The sequence below is a fragment of the Vibrio sp. Makdt genome (assembly GCF_027587015.1).
GTDB lineage: Bacteria > Pseudomonadota > Gammaproteobacteria > Enterobacterales > Vibrionaceae > Vibrio > Vibrio chagasii_B.
This window is the reverse complement of sequence record NZ_JAPPTH010000003.1, coordinates 268,271-284,398: the sequence shown is the minus strand read 5'-3', so window position 1 is coordinate 284,398 and position 16,128 is coordinate 268,271. Positions and strand designations below refer to the sequence as shown.

General features: G+C 44.7%; 17 protein-coding genes. 7 read left to right on the top strand and 10 right to left on the bottom strand.

Going from position 1 to position 16,128, the window contains the following annotated elements; translation table 11 throughout:
• Window positions 1–142: 142 nt before the first annotated feature.
• Entirely contained in the window at window positions 143–1,309 is a 1,167-nt protein-coding gene (locus OH460_RS05460; RefSeq protein ID WP_061031798.1) for a DUF1887 family protein, read from the top strand.
• 188 nt (window positions 1,310–1,497) lie between these two features.
• Here OH460_RS05460 and udp read toward each other — a convergent pair whose 3' ends face one another.
• The 4 genes from udp to OH460_RS05440 all read right to left on the bottom strand — a co-directional run bounded on the left by udp (window position 1,498) and on the right by OH460_RS05440 (window position 7,072).
• Complete coding sequence (gene udp, locus OH460_RS05455) at window positions 1,498–2,256, bottom strand: uridine phosphorylase (protein WP_017632176.1); 759 nt, start codon at window positions 2,254–2,256, stop codon at window positions 1,498–1,500.
• A 281-nt stretch (window positions 2,257–2,537) separates the two neighbouring features.
• Window positions 2,538–4,883, bottom strand: coding sequence for a zinc/cadmium/mercury/lead-transporting ATPase (locus OH460_RS05450; RefSeq protein WP_269995792.1), 2,346 nt, complete (start codon window positions 4,881–4,883; stop codon window positions 2,538–2,540).
• 164 nt (window positions 4,884–5,047) lie between these two features.
• Window positions 5,048–6,511 carry an MATE family efflux transporter gene (locus tag OH460_RS05445; protein ID WP_008221673.1) on the bottom strand — a complete coding sequence of 488 codons (1,464 nt, stop codon included), beginning with the start codon at window positions 6,509–6,511 and terminating at the stop codon, window positions 5,048–5,050.
• A 144-nt stretch (window positions 6,512–6,655) separates the two neighbouring features.
• Window positions 6,656–7,072, bottom strand: coding sequence for a CBS domain-containing protein (locus OH460_RS05440; protein WP_008221675.1), 417 nt, complete (start codon window positions 7,070–7,072; stop codon window positions 6,656–6,658).
• 304 nt (window positions 7,073–7,376) lie between these two features.
• On the opposite strand from OH460_RS05440, the gene OH460_RS05435 reads away from it, so the two are divergent.
• A complete protein-coding gene (locus OH460_RS05435; RefSeq protein WP_269995788.1) occupies window positions 7,377–7,610 on the top strand; it encodes a hypothetical protein in 234 nt (77 codons plus the stop codon).
• Between the two features lie 128 nt (window positions 7,611–7,738).
• A complete protein-coding gene (locus OH460_RS05430; protein ID WP_171762303.1) occupies window positions 7,739–8,011 on the top strand; it encodes a hypothetical protein in 273 nt (90 codons plus the stop codon).
• 90 nt (window positions 8,012–8,101) lie between these two features.
• Here OH460_RS05430 and OH460_RS05425 read toward each other — a convergent pair whose 3' ends face one another.
• On the bottom strand, window positions 8,102–9,088 hold the full coding sequence (locus OH460_RS05425) for a glycosyl transferase family protein (protein ID WP_269995785.1): 987 nt from the start codon (window positions 9,086–9,088) through the stop codon (window positions 8,102–8,104).
• 167 nt (window positions 9,089–9,255) lie between these two features.
• Between OH460_RS05425 and OH460_RS05420 the strand changes: the two genes are divergently transcribed.
• Entirely contained in the window at window positions 9,256–9,864 is a 609-nt protein-coding gene (locus OH460_RS05420; protein ID WP_269995783.1) for a TetR/AcrR family transcriptional regulator, read from the top strand.
• Window positions 9,865–9,987: 123 nt separating this feature from the next.
• Window positions 9,988–10,482, top strand: coding sequence for a peptidylprolyl isomerase (locus OH460_RS05415; RefSeq protein ID WP_269995781.1), 495 nt, complete (start codon window positions 9,988–9,990; stop codon window positions 10,480–10,482).
• Between the two features lie 130 nt (window positions 10,483–10,612).
• On the opposite strand, the gene OH460_RS05410 is transcribed toward OH460_RS05415, so the two are convergent.
• The gene (locus OH460_RS05410) at window positions 10,613–11,050 is read right to left on the bottom strand and encodes a c-type cytochrome (RefSeq protein ID WP_269995779.1); all 438 of its coding nucleotides are present in this window, start codon (window positions 11,048–11,050) and stop codon (window positions 10,613–10,615) included.
• A 184-nt stretch (window positions 11,051–11,234) separates the two neighbouring features.
• On the opposite strand from OH460_RS05410, the gene OH460_RS05405 reads away from it, so the two are divergent.
• Window positions 11,235–11,876 (top strand): cytochrome b/b6 domain-containing protein, encoded by a 642-nt coding sequence (locus OH460_RS05405; protein WP_269995777.1) that lies wholly within the window; start codon window positions 11,235–11,237, stop codon window positions 11,874–11,876.
• Between the two features lie 18 nt (window positions 11,877–11,894).
• On the top strand, window positions 11,895–12,323 hold the full coding sequence (locus OH460_RS05400) for a MarR family winged helix-turn-helix transcriptional regulator (protein ID WP_004741927.1): 429 nt from the start codon (window positions 11,895–11,897) through the stop codon (window positions 12,321–12,323).
• A gap of 71 nt (window positions 12,324–12,394) precedes the next feature.
• Here OH460_RS05400 and OH460_RS05395 read toward each other — a convergent pair whose 3' ends face one another.
• From OH460_RS05395 to OH460_RS05380, 4 genes are all read right to left on the bottom strand, one after another.
• The gene (locus tag OH460_RS05395; protein WP_061031808.1) at window positions 12,395–13,258 is read right to left on the bottom strand and encodes a DMT family transporter; all 864 of its coding nucleotides are present in this window, start codon (window positions 13,256–13,258) and stop codon (window positions 12,395–12,397) included.
• A gap of 110 nt (window positions 13,259–13,368) precedes the next feature.
• The gene (locus tag OH460_RS05390; RefSeq protein ID WP_269995772.1) at window positions 13,369–14,466 is read right to left on the bottom strand and encodes an alkene reductase; all 1,098 of its coding nucleotides are present in this window, start codon (window positions 14,464–14,466) and stop codon (window positions 13,369–13,371) included.
• Window positions 14,467–14,480: 14 nt separating this feature from the next.
• Window positions 14,481–14,858, bottom strand: a complete 378-nt coding sequence (gloA, locus tag OH460_RS05385) for a lactoylglutathione lyase (protein ID WP_061031810.1) — start codon at window positions 14,856–14,858, stop codon at window positions 14,481–14,483.
• A 237-nt stretch (window positions 14,859–15,095) separates the two neighbouring features.
• Entirely contained in the window at window positions 15,096–16,031 is a 936-nt protein-coding gene (locus OH460_RS05380; protein ID WP_269995768.1) for a LysR family transcriptional regulator, read from the bottom strand.
• Window positions 16,032–16,128: the final 97 nt, after the last annotated feature.

Below are 16,128 nucleotides of genomic sequence, written 5' to 3'. Positions count from 1 at the left end.
AGTGGTAACTATTTGAACAAGGGCAGCTTTTATCAAGAGTTGCCCTTGTTTTTTATGAGCTTTGTCATTATATGGTTATTAAGGCTTGCTGCTTCCCGTTTTTCTTTCACCTTTATGAGCGAGCCGCTATTAAGGAATTTATATGGCTGTTCATGTTGGCATTATCGATCAAGACCCCATTCGCTTGCTTACCCCACTGCTTGATAACCGTACGGTCAGCACGCACATCGTGTTCATCGGTGACAAAAATCAAGTCGATATGTATCAACGCTTAGACAGCGTTTTGCAAAAGCGCGACATTACCAGCGAGTTTTTTGAAATTCCTACGATCGTAAACACGTCCGTGATTAAAGAATCCATTCAAAACCTCGCTGAAGATTTAAAAGCACGTGGACAAGAAGTGAAACTCAACGCAAGTTGTGGTCTACGTCACCGTCTACTTTCAGTCTACGAAGTGTTCCGAACTTACCACTGGCCTATCTTCGTTGTAGAACCAAATAGTGACAAACTATGCTGGCTTTACCCGAACGGCAAAGAAGACGCGCAAGTTCAAGACCGCATCACTATCGACGACTACCTGACGGTATTTGGCGCTCGTGGTGAGTTCAGCGACGTGCAATTGCCTCCGCAACTAGACCAAAAGCTTTATGAGCTAGGTGAACGTTGGGCAAGTAACGCACTTGAATTAGGTCCTGGCCTAGCGACACTGAACTACCTTGCAACCACTTGTCGTAAAGAGCAGAAGCTGGATGTTGAGTTATCCGAAAAACAGCAAGGCTATCGTGAACTAAACATGCTATTGAGTGATTTAGTTGAAGCTAAGATTGCCACTTACGACAATGGTATTTTAACTTTCGCTAATGAAGACGCACGACGCTTCTCAAATGGTGAATGGCTTGAAACTCTGGTTCACAGCACCGTCAAACAGATCCAAGATGACATGCCAACCATTCAAGACCGCTCTTTGAATGTTCAGGTATACCGCCAGCTCGGCGAGCGTGAAGTTCGAAATGAGCTAGATGTGGCATCTGTGGTGAACAATAAACTGCACATCATCGAATGTAAGACGAAAGGCATGCGTGATGATGGTGATGACACGTTATACAAACTGGAATCACTAAGAGACCTATTAGGTGGCCTACAAGCCCGCGCTATGCTAGTGAGCTTCCGTCCACTTCGTCATAACGACATAACACGCGCAGAAGATCTTGGCCTTGCTCTGATCGGCCCAGATGAATTGAAAGATCTTAAAACGCACCTAACCGCTTGGTTTACGGCTGCTGGCGGTAACGAAGACCAAGAGTGCTAAAAAGAAACATTTAAGAGCAAGCTTCTCTTAAACAGATATAACAAAGGCGAGTCGCTATTTAGTGACTCGCCTTTTTCTTATCTGTTTTTTCTCTGTCACTTAACGAGTAAATAAAAAATGGCCGCATCAATCGATGCGGCCATTTTCAAAATTTGCTGTCAGATTAAGACTTAAAGCACTTTTGCTACTTAAAGCATTTTACGAGCAGCTTCTACAACCACTTTGATTGAGCGTGCTTCTGTTACTTTTAGTGTATCGTGATCAGGCGTCTCTTTTTGAGTACGGTTGATGATTACACCAGCAACACAACCCGCTTTCAGACCAGAACTTGCACACATAGTTAGCAGCGTTGCAGATTCCATTTCGAAGTTTAGAACGCCCATGTCTTGCCACTCTTGCATAGAACCTTGGAAACGCTTAACTACGCGACCTGAGAACGTGTCGTAACGCTCTTGACCTGGGTAGAACGTATCACTTGAAGCGGTTACGCCCATGTGAACGGCTGCACCTGATTCTTCAACTGCCGCTTTCATTGCTGTTGCCACTTCGAAGTCAGCAACTGCTGGGAACTCCATTGGAGCAAAGTGTAGGCTAGCGCCGTCTAGACGAACAGAACCAGTAGAAACAATCATGTCACCCACATTTACGTGAGGTTGGATAGCACCAGTAGTACCAACACGTAGGAAAGTGCGAACACCCAATTGAGCTAGCTCTTCTACAGCGATAGAGGTAGATGGACCACCGATACCTGTTGAACATACAACCACTGGCTTACCGTCTAGTTCTGCGCGGTAAAGTGTGTATTCACGATGGCTAGCAAGAAATACTGGGTTCTCCATCTCTTCTGCAATTTTTTGTACACGAGCAGGATCACCTGGAATGATCGCAAGAGTAGCACCGTTAAGATCTGCTTCAGTAACACCTAAATGGAAAACAGCTTGAGACATAGTTCGCTCCTTTTGGCTTATTGGGCTTTTTACCCTTATTTAAGCTCATAGTAAATTCGTGGGGTACGAACACACTCTAACCAAGCTCACCACAAAATGAAGTGACACCCATCACATGAATGATCGCAATAAGATTTCAAGTTTCACGAAAAACCGATTGGCATCACAAAAATAAGCAATGTAAGCACCTGTGTTGCATACTAATGAGACAAAAAACGCCTTTAACGTATTACCGCTAAAGGCGTTTATATAGTAGGCAACTTTATATAAGAGCGTTAGATTTAATCAGATTTAGACTTGAATCGTAGTAAGCGTAATGCGTTCAATGTCACCAGTGCTGTTGCGCCGCTGTCCGCCAGAACCGCTACCCATAACCCCGTAATACCAAACAAACTCGTCACTAAGAACACACCTTTCAAGCCAAGAGCCAGAGCGACGTTTTGACGGATATTATTGATGGTCGCTTGCGACAGCTCAATCATTGCTGGTAATTCAGTTAGACGGTTATGAGTCAGTGCTGAATCAGCAGTTTCCAGAGCAACGTCTGTGCCCCCACCCATTGCGATACCGACATGCGCGGTTTTCATCGCGGGCGCATCGTTAATGCCATCTCCAACCATGGCTACATGCGACTGTTGAGACAACTCTTGTACATAAGACACCTTATCACTTGGAAGCAGACTCGCTTTGTACTGCATGCCAACTTTGCCACTGATCGCGGCAGCACTGCGCGGGTTATCCCCTGTCAGCATAATGGATTGAATACCGAGACCATTAAGGCGCTCAATCGCTAACTTCGCATCACTGCGTAATGTGTCTTGCCATGCAATCAAGCCAATCGCATTGGCAGCTTGCTCAGAATCTTTAACCTCTAATGCAACTACAACGGTTTTACCTTCATCTTCTAGCGATTCGATTTGCTTAGATACCTGTGCATCCAAAGCGAAATCAAGTTTAGATGGCGCAAGCACTCGATATTTCACACCATCGACGTCACCTTCCACGCCACTACCAATCAGCGCTTTCTTGTTGTGAGACTCTGGAATATCAATGCCTAATTCTTCAACTTTCGCCACCAGCGATTTTGCTAATGGGTGAGTAGAGCCAACTTCAATAGCGCCAACCACACGAAGCATCGTATCTTTCTGCCAACCTGCTAGTGGCTCAATATCAGTCACCTGAGGCTTACCTTCAGTCAGTGTGCCTGTTTTATCGAAAGCAATGGTTTCGATCTTACCAAGCTGCTCAAGAGCTGCACCGCCTTTAATTAGCGCGCCGCGTTTTGCTGCTGCAGCCAAACCAGAAGTGATCGCCGCAGGTGTTGAAATAACAAGGGCACAAGGGCACGCGATTAACAGTAGTGCTAGACCACGGTACACCCATGTTTCCCACGGTTGAGCAAATAATAATGGTGGCGTGATGATGACAAGCAAAGCGACCACCATCATCAATGGTGTGTACCAACGACTGAACTTATCAAGGAAACGTTCCAATGGCGCTTTACGCGATTCCGCCTCTTCAATCAGGTGAAGAATACGGTCAATGGCGTTCTCACCTTGTTTCGAGGTAATCGCAATGCGTACCACTTTATCGACTACCACAGCACCAGCCATGATGCTATTACCTTGAGTGTGCTCCACAGGCACAGACTCGCCAGTCAACGCACTTTCGTCAAAACTCGCAGCATCGGTAATCAACTGACCATCTGCTGGCAAACGAGAACCCGCAGCCACTTCAATCACATCGCCAGGTACCAATTCGCTTACTGCTACCTCAACACGTTCACCATGGATAATCTTGGTCGCATTCTCAGGCACTAACGCCATTAGCGCTTGAACGCCGCTTCTTGCTCTTGAAGAAGCAAAAGCCTCTAAGCGTTCACCAATTAAGAAAAGAAGTAATACCATTGCCGCTTCTGCGGTCTCGCCAAGGTATAGCGCACCCAGTGCAGCCACACTCATTAAGGTTTCTATCGCGAAAGGAGTTCCCGAGCGAGCGAGCTGAACGGCTTTCTTAGCGACCGGATACAGTCCAAGTAGACAGGTCGCGATGAATAAACCTTCACTTAATTGAGGCGCTGAGCTTTTCAGTAACGCCGCGAACAGCATCGCAGCGGCTATCGCTATGATCTGTAAATTAGGTTGGATATGCGCTTGCCAAAATGTCTCTGGTTGTTGCTTTTCTTTCTTAGAACCCACTTCCGTTAACGGGAAGCCAGTGTTGATAGAGACTTGTTCGATGGTGTCAGCAAGACTTTCATTGTTATATTTCACAACCAGTTTTTCGGTAGCAAAGAGCACCTTCGCTTGAATTACACCGTCGATATTACTGATCGCTTTTTCTATTTTTCTGGCACAAGCTGGACAGTCCATTCCGGAAACCAACCAACTTTTAGAAAATTGAGCATCGTTCGTTATCGTTGAGGACTGACTGTCTTCTTCTCCACTGTCTGAACTACAACAGCCATCACCCGATGACGCGACTGTCGTTGAAGAAGAGCTGCAACATGCTGATGATGTATCAGCTGCAGTAATGCTTGAAATTTTAGGGCTAGAGCAGCTTGTTGCGGCTGCTTGTGGTTGAACGTCCACTTTTACTGAGCGGCACGCTGCGTGTTTTGCGCACATAATGTATCTCCTTAATATTCCAATACCCTTGGAGTGGCTACTCAGTTATTAAAGTATCCAACCCCAAGTTCATCGAAAGTATAAACCTTGGAGGTAGCTCCAAGGTCAAGAAGAAGTTTTCGGTTAATACAATTATTTAACAGTCTCGACCAAGTAAGTCACTATTATTGAGGCTTCAGTTCGGCACACTCTTCTCTGTTCGCTGAAACATCATCAATCAGCACTGCATCATGAGAACAGAAAGGCTGTGTATTCAAACTTACGATAGACACGTCATCTTCAACTGGCTCGACATTAGATCCCTGCATCAATTCAGAGATGTGGTAACGAAGTACTAAAACACCCAACAAGCCAAACAGAATATTACCCAGCGCTTGTCCGTAAAGAACGCCTAACGCGCCATACCATTGAGAGCCTAAATATACGAAAGGCAAGGTACCAAGTGTCGCTTTACCTAAGTTAAGAGCGGTGGAATACAGCGGCTTACCTAGGTTATTGAACGAAGTGTTCGCGACAAACAGTGCACCGTTAAAGATGAAAGTAATGGCCACATAGGTACAGAAAGCAGCAACAATGATCGCCGCATCCCCTTGCAGACTAAAGCCATGAATCACGAGATCTTGGAGGAAGTACAACAGGACACAAACCACAATGGTGTACACAGTGGTTACAAATAGAGAGTTATTGAGCGTCTCTTTTACTCTGTCCATTCTCTCGGCACCAAAGTTCTGACCAATAATTGGCCCTACCGCGCCAGACAAGGCAAAAATTACCGCAAAACACACCGGCGTTAAACGACCAATCACCGCAAAACCCGCAACGAAGTCTTCACCATATTGTGCAATACCTGTCGTGACAATGGCATTGCCGATAGGTGTCGCGGTGTTAGTAATGATCGCAGGGATTGCGATTGCTAAGATTGGACGGATATTGATGCGCCACTGCACAAATGATGGTGGAGCCACCAGCTCGTGACTGCGAATCAAAGGATAAAGTGAGAAGAATAGAACCGAAAAACGCGCCACCACAGAGGCGATAGCCGCACCTTCAATGTTCCAACCAAAGCCAAAAATAAACAGAGGATCTAAGATCGCATTTACGATCCCTCCCGATAATGTCGCCCACATAGAGCGTTTGGCATCACCCGCAGCTCTTAGGCCAGCACCGGCCGCCATCGCAAGCGCTAAAAACGGGCCACTCGGTAACAAAATCTGCAAATACGCCTGTGCGCGTTCAGCGGCTAAGCCTTTCGCACCAATGGCTGCCAATAACTCTGGAATATAAGCGTACATCACAGCAGTGACGGTTGAGCTAATGACAAACGCGGTTAGCATAATACTGGTGCTGAGGTTTCTAGCTTGGTCTCTATTTTTTGAGCCTATCGCTTTTGAAACCAACGCCCCCATAGCAATGGAAGTACCAATCGACACAGAAGTAGAAAAGAAAGTGAGTGTGCCAGCAAAACCAACCGCCGCAGCCAGTTCAACCTGACCTAGCATACTGATAAACAGCATATCGAGCAGGTCGACCACAAACAATGCCATCAAGCCGACTGAGCCTGCTCCCGACATCACCAAGATGTGGCGCATCGTTGAACCTTCTACAAACTTTGCAGTTTGGTTTGACATGAAACCTCCAAAAACTGAAACACCACAGGCTAAACCTATAGACCGACAAACAGGTCTAATTAGAAAAACTCCACGAAGAAAAAGGCGCTAGTGCGCCTTTTTTATTTCAGGGTGTTGAGAAAAATAATCGTTCTTAACACGCTACTATACAGGATGTTGGAAACATTCATCTAAGTTCTTGCCGATTGCTCTTAAAACATCGGTTCGAGTGATAATGCCGACCAGTTTCTGATTGTCGATGACAGGGTAAGCTTTCGGTTTGCCTACTTGCATCATATCTGCCAATTCGATAATGGATAAGTCTGGTGCGACTGATAGCACCTCTTGGTACATACAATCACCAACAATATGTGTGTCTTGGCAGAAATAGCTAACCTTAACTAGCTTCTCTAATAAATCTTGCTCAGAAAGGAAACCAATCACTTGTTCATTGTCATCAATAACTGGTCCACCCATGTGATGACTGCTCATCACTTTGTCTAACGCTAGACTTAACGGCATATCAGGAGTGAATGTCACAACCTGCTGCGTCATGTAATCTTTCACTTTAATTGAATGCATAGCGTTCTCCCTAAATACTTTGCGTCATGTTTTTATCTGCTTCTTTCATTTAATTGTTGTCTAAAATCTTGATTTTACTAAATGGATTTCAGCAATTTTATTGATAGGCAAAACCTAACAAGACAAAAAAGCAAGGCAGATAAAGGGTTGAGCGCACTTTCAAACATCCAAAAAAAGTAAAAAAAGAGCCCTTACAAAGTCTTACTTTCTCTTGCTTAACCTTACTCAGCCATAGTGGCTTGAATAGATAAACCCTGTAACCTTCATCACACTAATAATTAGAAAAGCCCGATTTAGGACGTTTATGCAACACGACAACACCATGTACGCGTATGTTTATACTCATCACGACGGTACAGAATCCACACTGATTGCAACGGTTGATAACCAACAGAAGCCACTCATTTCTCGCTGTGTACAAGAGATAAAAAGCATGTCGAGCTTAGCGATTGATATGGCGGCGCAACACAACTTGAGAGTGAAGCTCGTCAAATACCAGAAAGAGCAAGAAATCGATTTCGGCATGTTCCTCAAGTAACAACTCACACACTACCCCTTCGCTATACGGCAGCCATGTTTGAGTGGTTGCCGAATTCAGACTGACAAGCTTGAGCAACAAACGGTATACTTGATCCATACCATGCTCTCCTCTTTATTCGGTCTCGTATGTCTTTATCCACCGCCATCTCCAAGATCAAAACTTACTTCAGCACACTGCTGGATTTTCAGTCCCGTATTTGGGTGGTTCATATCTTTGAAGATTCAATTACTGACCAATCATTTGTCATCAATGAGGATGGCTTTAAAGAGCCACTAGAGTGGATGAAAAAACGCGACTATCAAACCAAGATGCTCGATCGTGTTGATAAAATGAAGATATCGCAAGTTATCGAGATTCAATTCGAAGACAAAATGCACCGGCTGATGCGAGTTAAGTAGTCGTTCTGTCCTGAGCATTTCACCGAAACACCCGATACAAAAAAGGCCAGCAATCGCTGACCTTCTCTTACAAGCTCTATCGTATTTCAACTAACGTGCACAGTACTCATGCCACAGGCGTACCGCTTTTTGGTAGGCCTCGGTTTTGTCATGCGTCTCCGCAAACAAAATTGCGGTCATACTATCGACCACTGTATTCGCCATCAAAGTCATCTCTTCAGCCGGCGTCCCGAGTACACATTCACTCGGCAGTGGTAGATCTGAGTTCATCATCTCTTCCCAATAGAAAGACTCAACTTTATCAGGAGAGCTCATCCATACCGTTTGACTCACTTTCGGGTTGTATTCCGACTCACCGTTCATTCCTTTGAAAGAGATAACCGAATGAGATTTGTTGCCAATCACATGTTCAACTTCAGCATGAAGCTGTGGGAAGCCAGGGTGGAAGCTGCCACGTAAGCCTAAACGGCCACCACCAGGGTTCAGTGCTCGAACCACCGTATTGATCGGCGTTCTCAACCCATAACGATGCTTCCAACCAATCATGGTTTGCGCTTCAGGAGCAAAATTAGCCAACGGCAAATAAGCAATGCCATCTTGCTCAAGGATCGACTTAGCATGTTCCGGGTTGTCCGCACGTTGCACACCGACATCTTGCAAATGGCTTTCTACGTGCGTTCTACCGCTCGGCTTGTCCATGTAACCATGCATCAATACCTTATAGCCATTATCAGCTAAGATCTTAGCCGCCAGCAAGTTCCAAGGCTTACCACTAGCGCTTTCATTGCGCTTACCGGCATAACACGGCCAATCAATATCTGCCCCTAAATCGGGCACTCGAGATTGAAACGCTTTAACAAAGCCAGCAATTTCTTCATTGGTTTCGTTCTGCACACGAATTAACATCAGTAGCATAGCCATCTGGTCGTCACCGACCTCTCCGCTTAAATACTCATCCATGATGCGGTAGGCTTGTTCGAACGATAAAGGCTTGCGCCCTCTTTCTCCTCGTCCAACTGTACGAATACACTCTAAAATACTACTCATTGATTGTTTATTCTCTTCCGTTGATATCAATAAAATTCGAATACACTTTCGATTCTATGATACCCACAGTGCATTGCAAAGCGATTCAGTTGCTAACACTCCAATTACCAAAACCATAGTGGGAGTTCTAAAAGTAAACTTCGTGGTGTAAAATTAACGTATGCAATGCTAACCGCGACATATTGAGTAGTACCCAAATGACTGTAAAAAAAACGCTGAGCCAAAGAAAACGTGAATCGATCGTTGCCGCTGCTATCGCAGAGTTTACTGAGCGCGGCTACAAGGCGACCAGCATGGATAAAATATCGAGTCGCGCAGAAGTATCAAAGCGCACCGTATACAATCACTTTGCCAGTAAAGAACTCCTTTTAGATGAGATTCTAGACAGTATTTGGAGCAAAACTCTGGCCGCTACGCATTTCCCTTATCAAGCAGAACTGCCACTTGAAGAACAGCTTTCATCGATAGCCAATCAAGAACTTGAGTTACTTGAGTCTGAAGGCTTCATCGACCTGTCACGCGTGTTGTTCTCAGAGTATTTCCATAACGCAGAACTGGCGCATCAAGCGATGGAAAAATATTCCCAAGCAGAAAGTGGACTTACAACCTGGATTAAAGCCGCGTTGGCAGACGGTCGTTTAGTAGAGCTAGACCCACAATTCGCCTCCACGCAGTTCATTGGTCTGCTTAAGTCTTTTGCGTTTTGGCCGCAAATCATTGGTCATGTGCCGTCACCAGATGCTGCGCACAAACAAGTGATCATTACTTCAAGTGTCGAGATGTTCCTTAAGCAATATCAGGCGTGATTTTGGTGGTTGACGAGAATTCAACCACAATAAAACCATCACTGGTATCCGCTGTTATTTTCCCTATACTGCAACCCACTTTCGTCATTACGACTCAGTAAAACTTCAACTTTAGGTAGCCCTATGATTACTTTCACCACCAACTTTGGCGATATCGAGATTGAACTGAACCTTGAAAAAGCGCCAGTAACGTCGAAAAACTTCCTTAAATACTGCCAAGACGGTTTCTACGAAGGCACGACATTTCACCGTGTTATTGAAGGTTTCATGATTCAAGGTGGTGGTCACACTATCGACATGACAGAAAAACCAACACGTGCGCCTATCGTAAATGAAGCAAACCGTGGCCTAAAGAACGTGATTGGTTCTGTGGCGATGGCACGTACTGATGCACCACATTCTGCTACGGCACAGTTCTTTATCAACCTTGATGACAACGACTTCCTGGATCACACCTCGACTACGAACGCAGGTTGGGGTTACGCAGTATTCGGTAAAGTATCGGCAGGTATGGATGTAGTAAATAAGATTGCAGCTGAGCCAACGACAATTCGCTGGGGTCACGAAGATGTACCTTGTGAAGATATTGTGATTACAAAAGTCACTGTTCGCGATTAATTCACTCACGTGCTCTCCTGACCCTAGTGCATTCGAATTGATAGCACAAAGAGAAGAAGGCTGTGCGATAGGACTATGGTGGTAAGGGTTCGACTTTACCACCTGTATTCAAAGCTCGTTGTTAGAATCGTTACCAACGAGAACGATAAGTACGGTGACACCCTTTGCACGTCTTATTCGCAGAATTTAACCCTTGCTCTGCACTCGACAAGTCTTGTTCAACACTCGCCTGATACAGCTCTGCAAAACCTTGATTCATCTGTAACATTAGTTGATTGAATTTCTCAGGCTTGCTCCAAACCTCCTTCTTGGCCTTACCTCCTGTGTCAGCTTCAGCAAAACTCGCGTTCAAGACATCACCATGTTCCACCAACATTTCACTTAACTCACCCACCTTCAGCCAATCCACGTCACTGTTATTCAATTCTGAATCAACTTGTTTACTGACCTCTTCAATAGAGCTAAAAGCCTGTTGACGATTATTTACAACATCCGCTGCGGCTGCAGAGATCATAGGTAGAGCAATCGTTGGTAGTGCGATGATTAAAGCGATAGTGAATTTTTTCATCGTGTCATTCCTAGTAATTTATTGACTGAGTAGTTAATTGACTGAGTGATTTATTCGTTAATTACGGCTTGATAGTTCAGCCGTAATCGATGAGATGCATTTAATTTACACAACAATAGTTGCACACGCAACTATTGTTGTGTAAATTAATCTCACTTCGTAAACGACAACTGGGAAATGAACTATGAAAATTTGGGATCTACCAACTCGACTATATCACTGGTTACAAGCACTACTATTCATTGGCTTAGCCGCATCAGGTTTTAGTGGCAATGGCCCACATGTTTATCTTGGGCTCGCACTGTTTAGCCTAATTTTATGGCGATTGGTTTGGGGATTCATTGGAAGTGAAACTAGCCGATTCTCACAATTTGTTAGCTCTCCCCGCTCTGCTTTCCAATATTTACGAGGGAAAATCCAGCCAAAGCCAGGGCATAACCCATTAGGTGCTTGGATGGTCATCGGTATGATCACCACCTTGTTCATCCAATGTATTACAGGCCTTGTTATTGCAGGTTTCTTTGATGCGATCCCGGGCTCGGAACTCGTTCTTACCGATGGCGTATTTGAGGTTTCAGGTGTGGTGCACGGCATTGCAGCGCGTATGTTAGTGGTCTGCGTCGTTCTGCACCTATTGGCAATCATGACTTACAAGTTACGTTCAAAACCACTGGTGTTAGCCATGATCACAGGCAAGCAAAACCACAACCCGTCAGTGGAAAGTTTCGAAAGTGGCACTCAATTAGCTTTTTCATCAAATAGCAAAGCATTGTTGGTGCTAATTGCATCGGTATTAGTTACGATGACAATAGTTGTTATGTCATAAAGAGTTAGGTAACAAGCAATGCCAGAAGAATTTGACAGACCAAATAGCTTTGGTTGGTTAGTAAATGTCGTCGCTAATAAGGCGAGCAAAGATTTCGATGTAGAATTGAAAAAGTATGGACTAACCATCGCATTATGGCCGACCTTGATGTGCCTTTGGGAAGAAGAAGGGCTGACACAACGTGATATCGCCGCGAAGTCAAAAGTAGAAAATTCAACAACGACACGCACATTAGATAAATTGGAAAAGCTTGATCTTGTCGAACGAAGAGCGGATCCAAACAGCCGTCGCTCTTTCCGAATTTATCTTACAGAAAAGGGCAAGGAGCTCGAAAAAGATATCATTCCAGTACCCGCTCGCGTAAACAAAGAGTTGATGAGCGCATTAGATGCTGATGAGCAGCAACAGATGATCGGCTTGCTTAAGAAAATGGTCGCGGCTATTTAGCTTAAAGCCAACTCAGCAGCGACCGGTGAATAGCGCAGTCCAATAGACCCTCACCCTAGACGAGGGTTTTCTTATTTTCGTGACCACTTAATGTAGCAAAACAGGGAAGCAATGATCACCGCTCCACCTAATAGCTTTTGCATCTCAACGGTTTCACCCAACATACTCACGCTGAGTAATAGTGTCCAAACCGGCTCTAGAATCATGATCAGCGCCGCCACTTCCATGTTCACTGAATGCTGCCCTACTGTTTGCAATAAGTAACGAATAGAAGTCGCCACAACCGCTGAAACTATAAACCAGAAAGCCAAGGTTTTAGTAATCTCGAACTCAGGTTGAGCCGTCATTGAAGCGAACGCTAAACCGCTCACACCCACAATAAATAGCTGCACACAGATTGACGCGATAGGCTTAATATTGGTGATCACACGCTTATTCATTACAAAGTGAATGGACAACAGCATAGAAGCCAATAAGAAATAGAGCTGACTTTGTTCGACATGCCAACCGTTGGTCAAAGTGAGCAACAACATACCAATTATCGCAATCGGAAATGACATCCAAAAGGCGCGATTAGGTTTGACTCGAAACAGCACCCAAGAGACAAATGGCGCAATGATCATCGCGAGGCTCATGATAAATGCCCCTTCAGATAAAGTCTCTGTCACCGAAACCGCAAATACCCACACCTGTAATGAAGCCGATAGCAGTAAACCCACTCCGCAAAGAGATAGAATCTGCTTAAAAGAGAGCTTGCGAATATGGTGAATACAAAACGGAAGTAGAATCAGGCTTGCCACAACAAACCGCACACCAATGAACACTGGTCCTGGCATTTCTAATACCACCAGCTTAGATGCAATCCATCCGACCCCGGCTAACAGGGTGGCAAATAGGAGATACAATTCCCCACGCATCGCTTTCACGTTCATCATTTTATTCGGTCCAATAAAGAAAAAAGCAACCCGACTCTGCCAGGTTGCTTTTTATAAACATTCAACAGGATCAAGATACTATCTCAATACTCTGCTTCAAGCAGCTGTTTTTAGCCTGCGTATGCTGGGTAGTCTGTTAAGCCTTTTTCAGCACCACCAAACAGTGTATTTGGATCGTGCGCCGCTAGCGGGTAACCATTTTGAATACGAGCTGGTAAATCAGGGTTAGCAACGAATGGACGACCAAAACCAACCATGTCCGTTACACCTTCAGCCACCGCTTTTTCACCGCGCTCGCTGTCATATTTACCTGCGTAAATCAGTACACCATCATAAGCTTCACGAACAGCTGCTTTAAACGCTTTTGGCGTTTCTGGTGCATCGTCCCAGTCAACTTCTGCAATGTGTAGGTAAACAATCTTGTATAGGTTAAGTAGCGCTGCTGCCGCTGTGTACGTTTCAACTGGCGTTGCATCAACCGTACCGTTCAATGAAGTAAACGGCGCAAGACGAACACCAACACGGTCAGCACCAATCGCTTCAACCATAGCTTCAACCACTTCACCTAAGAAGCGTAGGCGGTTCTCGATAGAGCCACCGTATTCGTCAGTACGGTTGTTTGCTTCTGAGTCGATGAACTGGTTAATCAGGTAGCCATTTGCCGCGTGAAGTTCAATGCCATCAAAGCCTGCTTCGATCGCATTAAGTGCAGCTTGGCGATACTGTTCAACCACTTGTTTGATATCTTCTTTGGTCATCTCACGAGGTTCAACAACGTCTACAAAACCCGGTTCATCAGTACCGTTATCGATGAATACTTTTACATTTTCTGCTTTCAATGCAGAAGATGAAATAGGCTGCTCACCGCCAATGTTATCTGGATGCGTAACGCGACCTACGTGCCAAAGCTGAGCGAAGATTACGCCGTCTTTTTCATGTACAGCGTCCGTTACCTTTTTCCAGCCAGCGATCTGCTCGTCAGAATAGATACCAGGTGTCCAAGCATAGCCCTGACCCATTGGTGAGATTTGTGTACCTTCAGCAATAATCAGACCTGCAGTAGCGCGTTGAGCGTAGTAAGTCGCCATCATATCGTTAGCTGAGTTACCAGGTTGCGTTGCACGAGAACGTGTCATCGGAGGCATAACAATACGGTTTTTAAGCTCGATATTACCAAGTTGAATTGGTTGAAATAGTGCATTTGTCATTGTCATTTCCTCGATTAACCTAGTTGAATCAGTTCGATTTGGTAGCCGTCTGGGTCAGTAATAAATGCGATGTGCGTTGAACCACCTTTTACTGGGCCCGCTTCGCGAGTTACGTTGCCACCTAGCGACTTAATCTGGTCACATGCTGCGTAAATATCTTCCACACCCAATGCTAAATGGCCAAATGCGTTGCCCATTTCATACTCATTTGTATCCCAGTTATGCGTTAACTCAATAGTCGTTCCACCTTGCTCGTAACCAACAAAAACCAAGGTGTAGCGGTAATCGTTATTTACGTGGCGCTCAAGTTCTTTCATACCCAAAACTTTGGTGTAGAACTCAATAGACTTTTCTAAATCAGCAACTCGGATCATTGTGTGTAGGAATTTCATATTTCGCCCTTGATACTTTAATCTCAGCCTCGTCGTATGAAGCTAAGTAGTGTTCGTTGAGGTTAACCCTGAGGCCACCTATTTCTCTGTTGCTAGGTATATTACTGAACACACATAAATCAGTGAAATTATTAAAAATTCTCATTTTGATAATTTTTTGTTATTAAGATACTGACTAGTACCAACTAAGCGACACAAAAAGGGAAGCCAATGCTCCCCTTAGATTTCGACTCTCAATTAAAAACGCAAACGCCTATCTTTAAGCGTTTTAGACATCGCATCAGACGTATTAATCACTTGCTCTCGAAACCATTTATGAGCGGGGTCGCTATTCTGCTTCTTCAACCAAATCAGGTAGTGAGACATCTGCTCATAATCAAACGGAGGCTTAAAGAGTTGCAAGCCGAGCCTCTCTTGGAACTGGAGAGCCATAGAGAGTGGAACCGCCGTAATATAATCCGACTGACTACAGAGCAAGATATTGCTAAACAACGATCGTCCGTGAAATGCGATTTTACGTTTAGTTAAGTCCAAAGAAGTATAATGACTCAAGCTGCGTACTTTACGGCGAGTTCGGTCTAATACAGCATGCTTTTCACTCATAAACTGTGCTTCACTGATCTCTCCTTGAATACGAGGATGCCCCGAGCGACACACAATGGCAAAGTCTCCCTGGTACAAGGTTTCACTAGCAATACTTGGATGTTCAGGAACGACTATCTCAATCATCGCATCGAACTCTTGAGTTAAAAGATCTTCATAAATGCGATCATCGCTGTCTGGTTGATCAAAGACTTCCAGCGACAAGTTTTGATTAGGAAGCGCCGCGAAACTATTGAGCAGAACCCACTGTAAGTGCTCTGGTGCAGAAATAACAAACTTACGCTCAGAAGTTTGCTCATCAAAATTAGCCATCGACTGAAACACGCCATTGAGTTCATTGATCGGCGCTTTAATTTGTTCATACAAGCTTTGCGCATAAGACGTAGGCGCAACACCTCTTCCTTTGCGAACAAAAAGCTCTTGACCAATCTCTTTCTTTAGGCGAGCTAACGCGGTACTGATGGTCGATTGATTGGTACTGAGTTGATCCGCAGCTTTACTTAAACTGCCCTGCTCCATCACCGCAGAAAACACGGCAAGTAGATTAAAGTTGGGGATGTCGTTGCTCATATATCATTACTCGTTAGGCGACCATGAGCACCATGCTATCGTAAAAACGATAGAATGAAATAAGAATCCCTCGTTTAAAGTCCCAAATTGAGACACT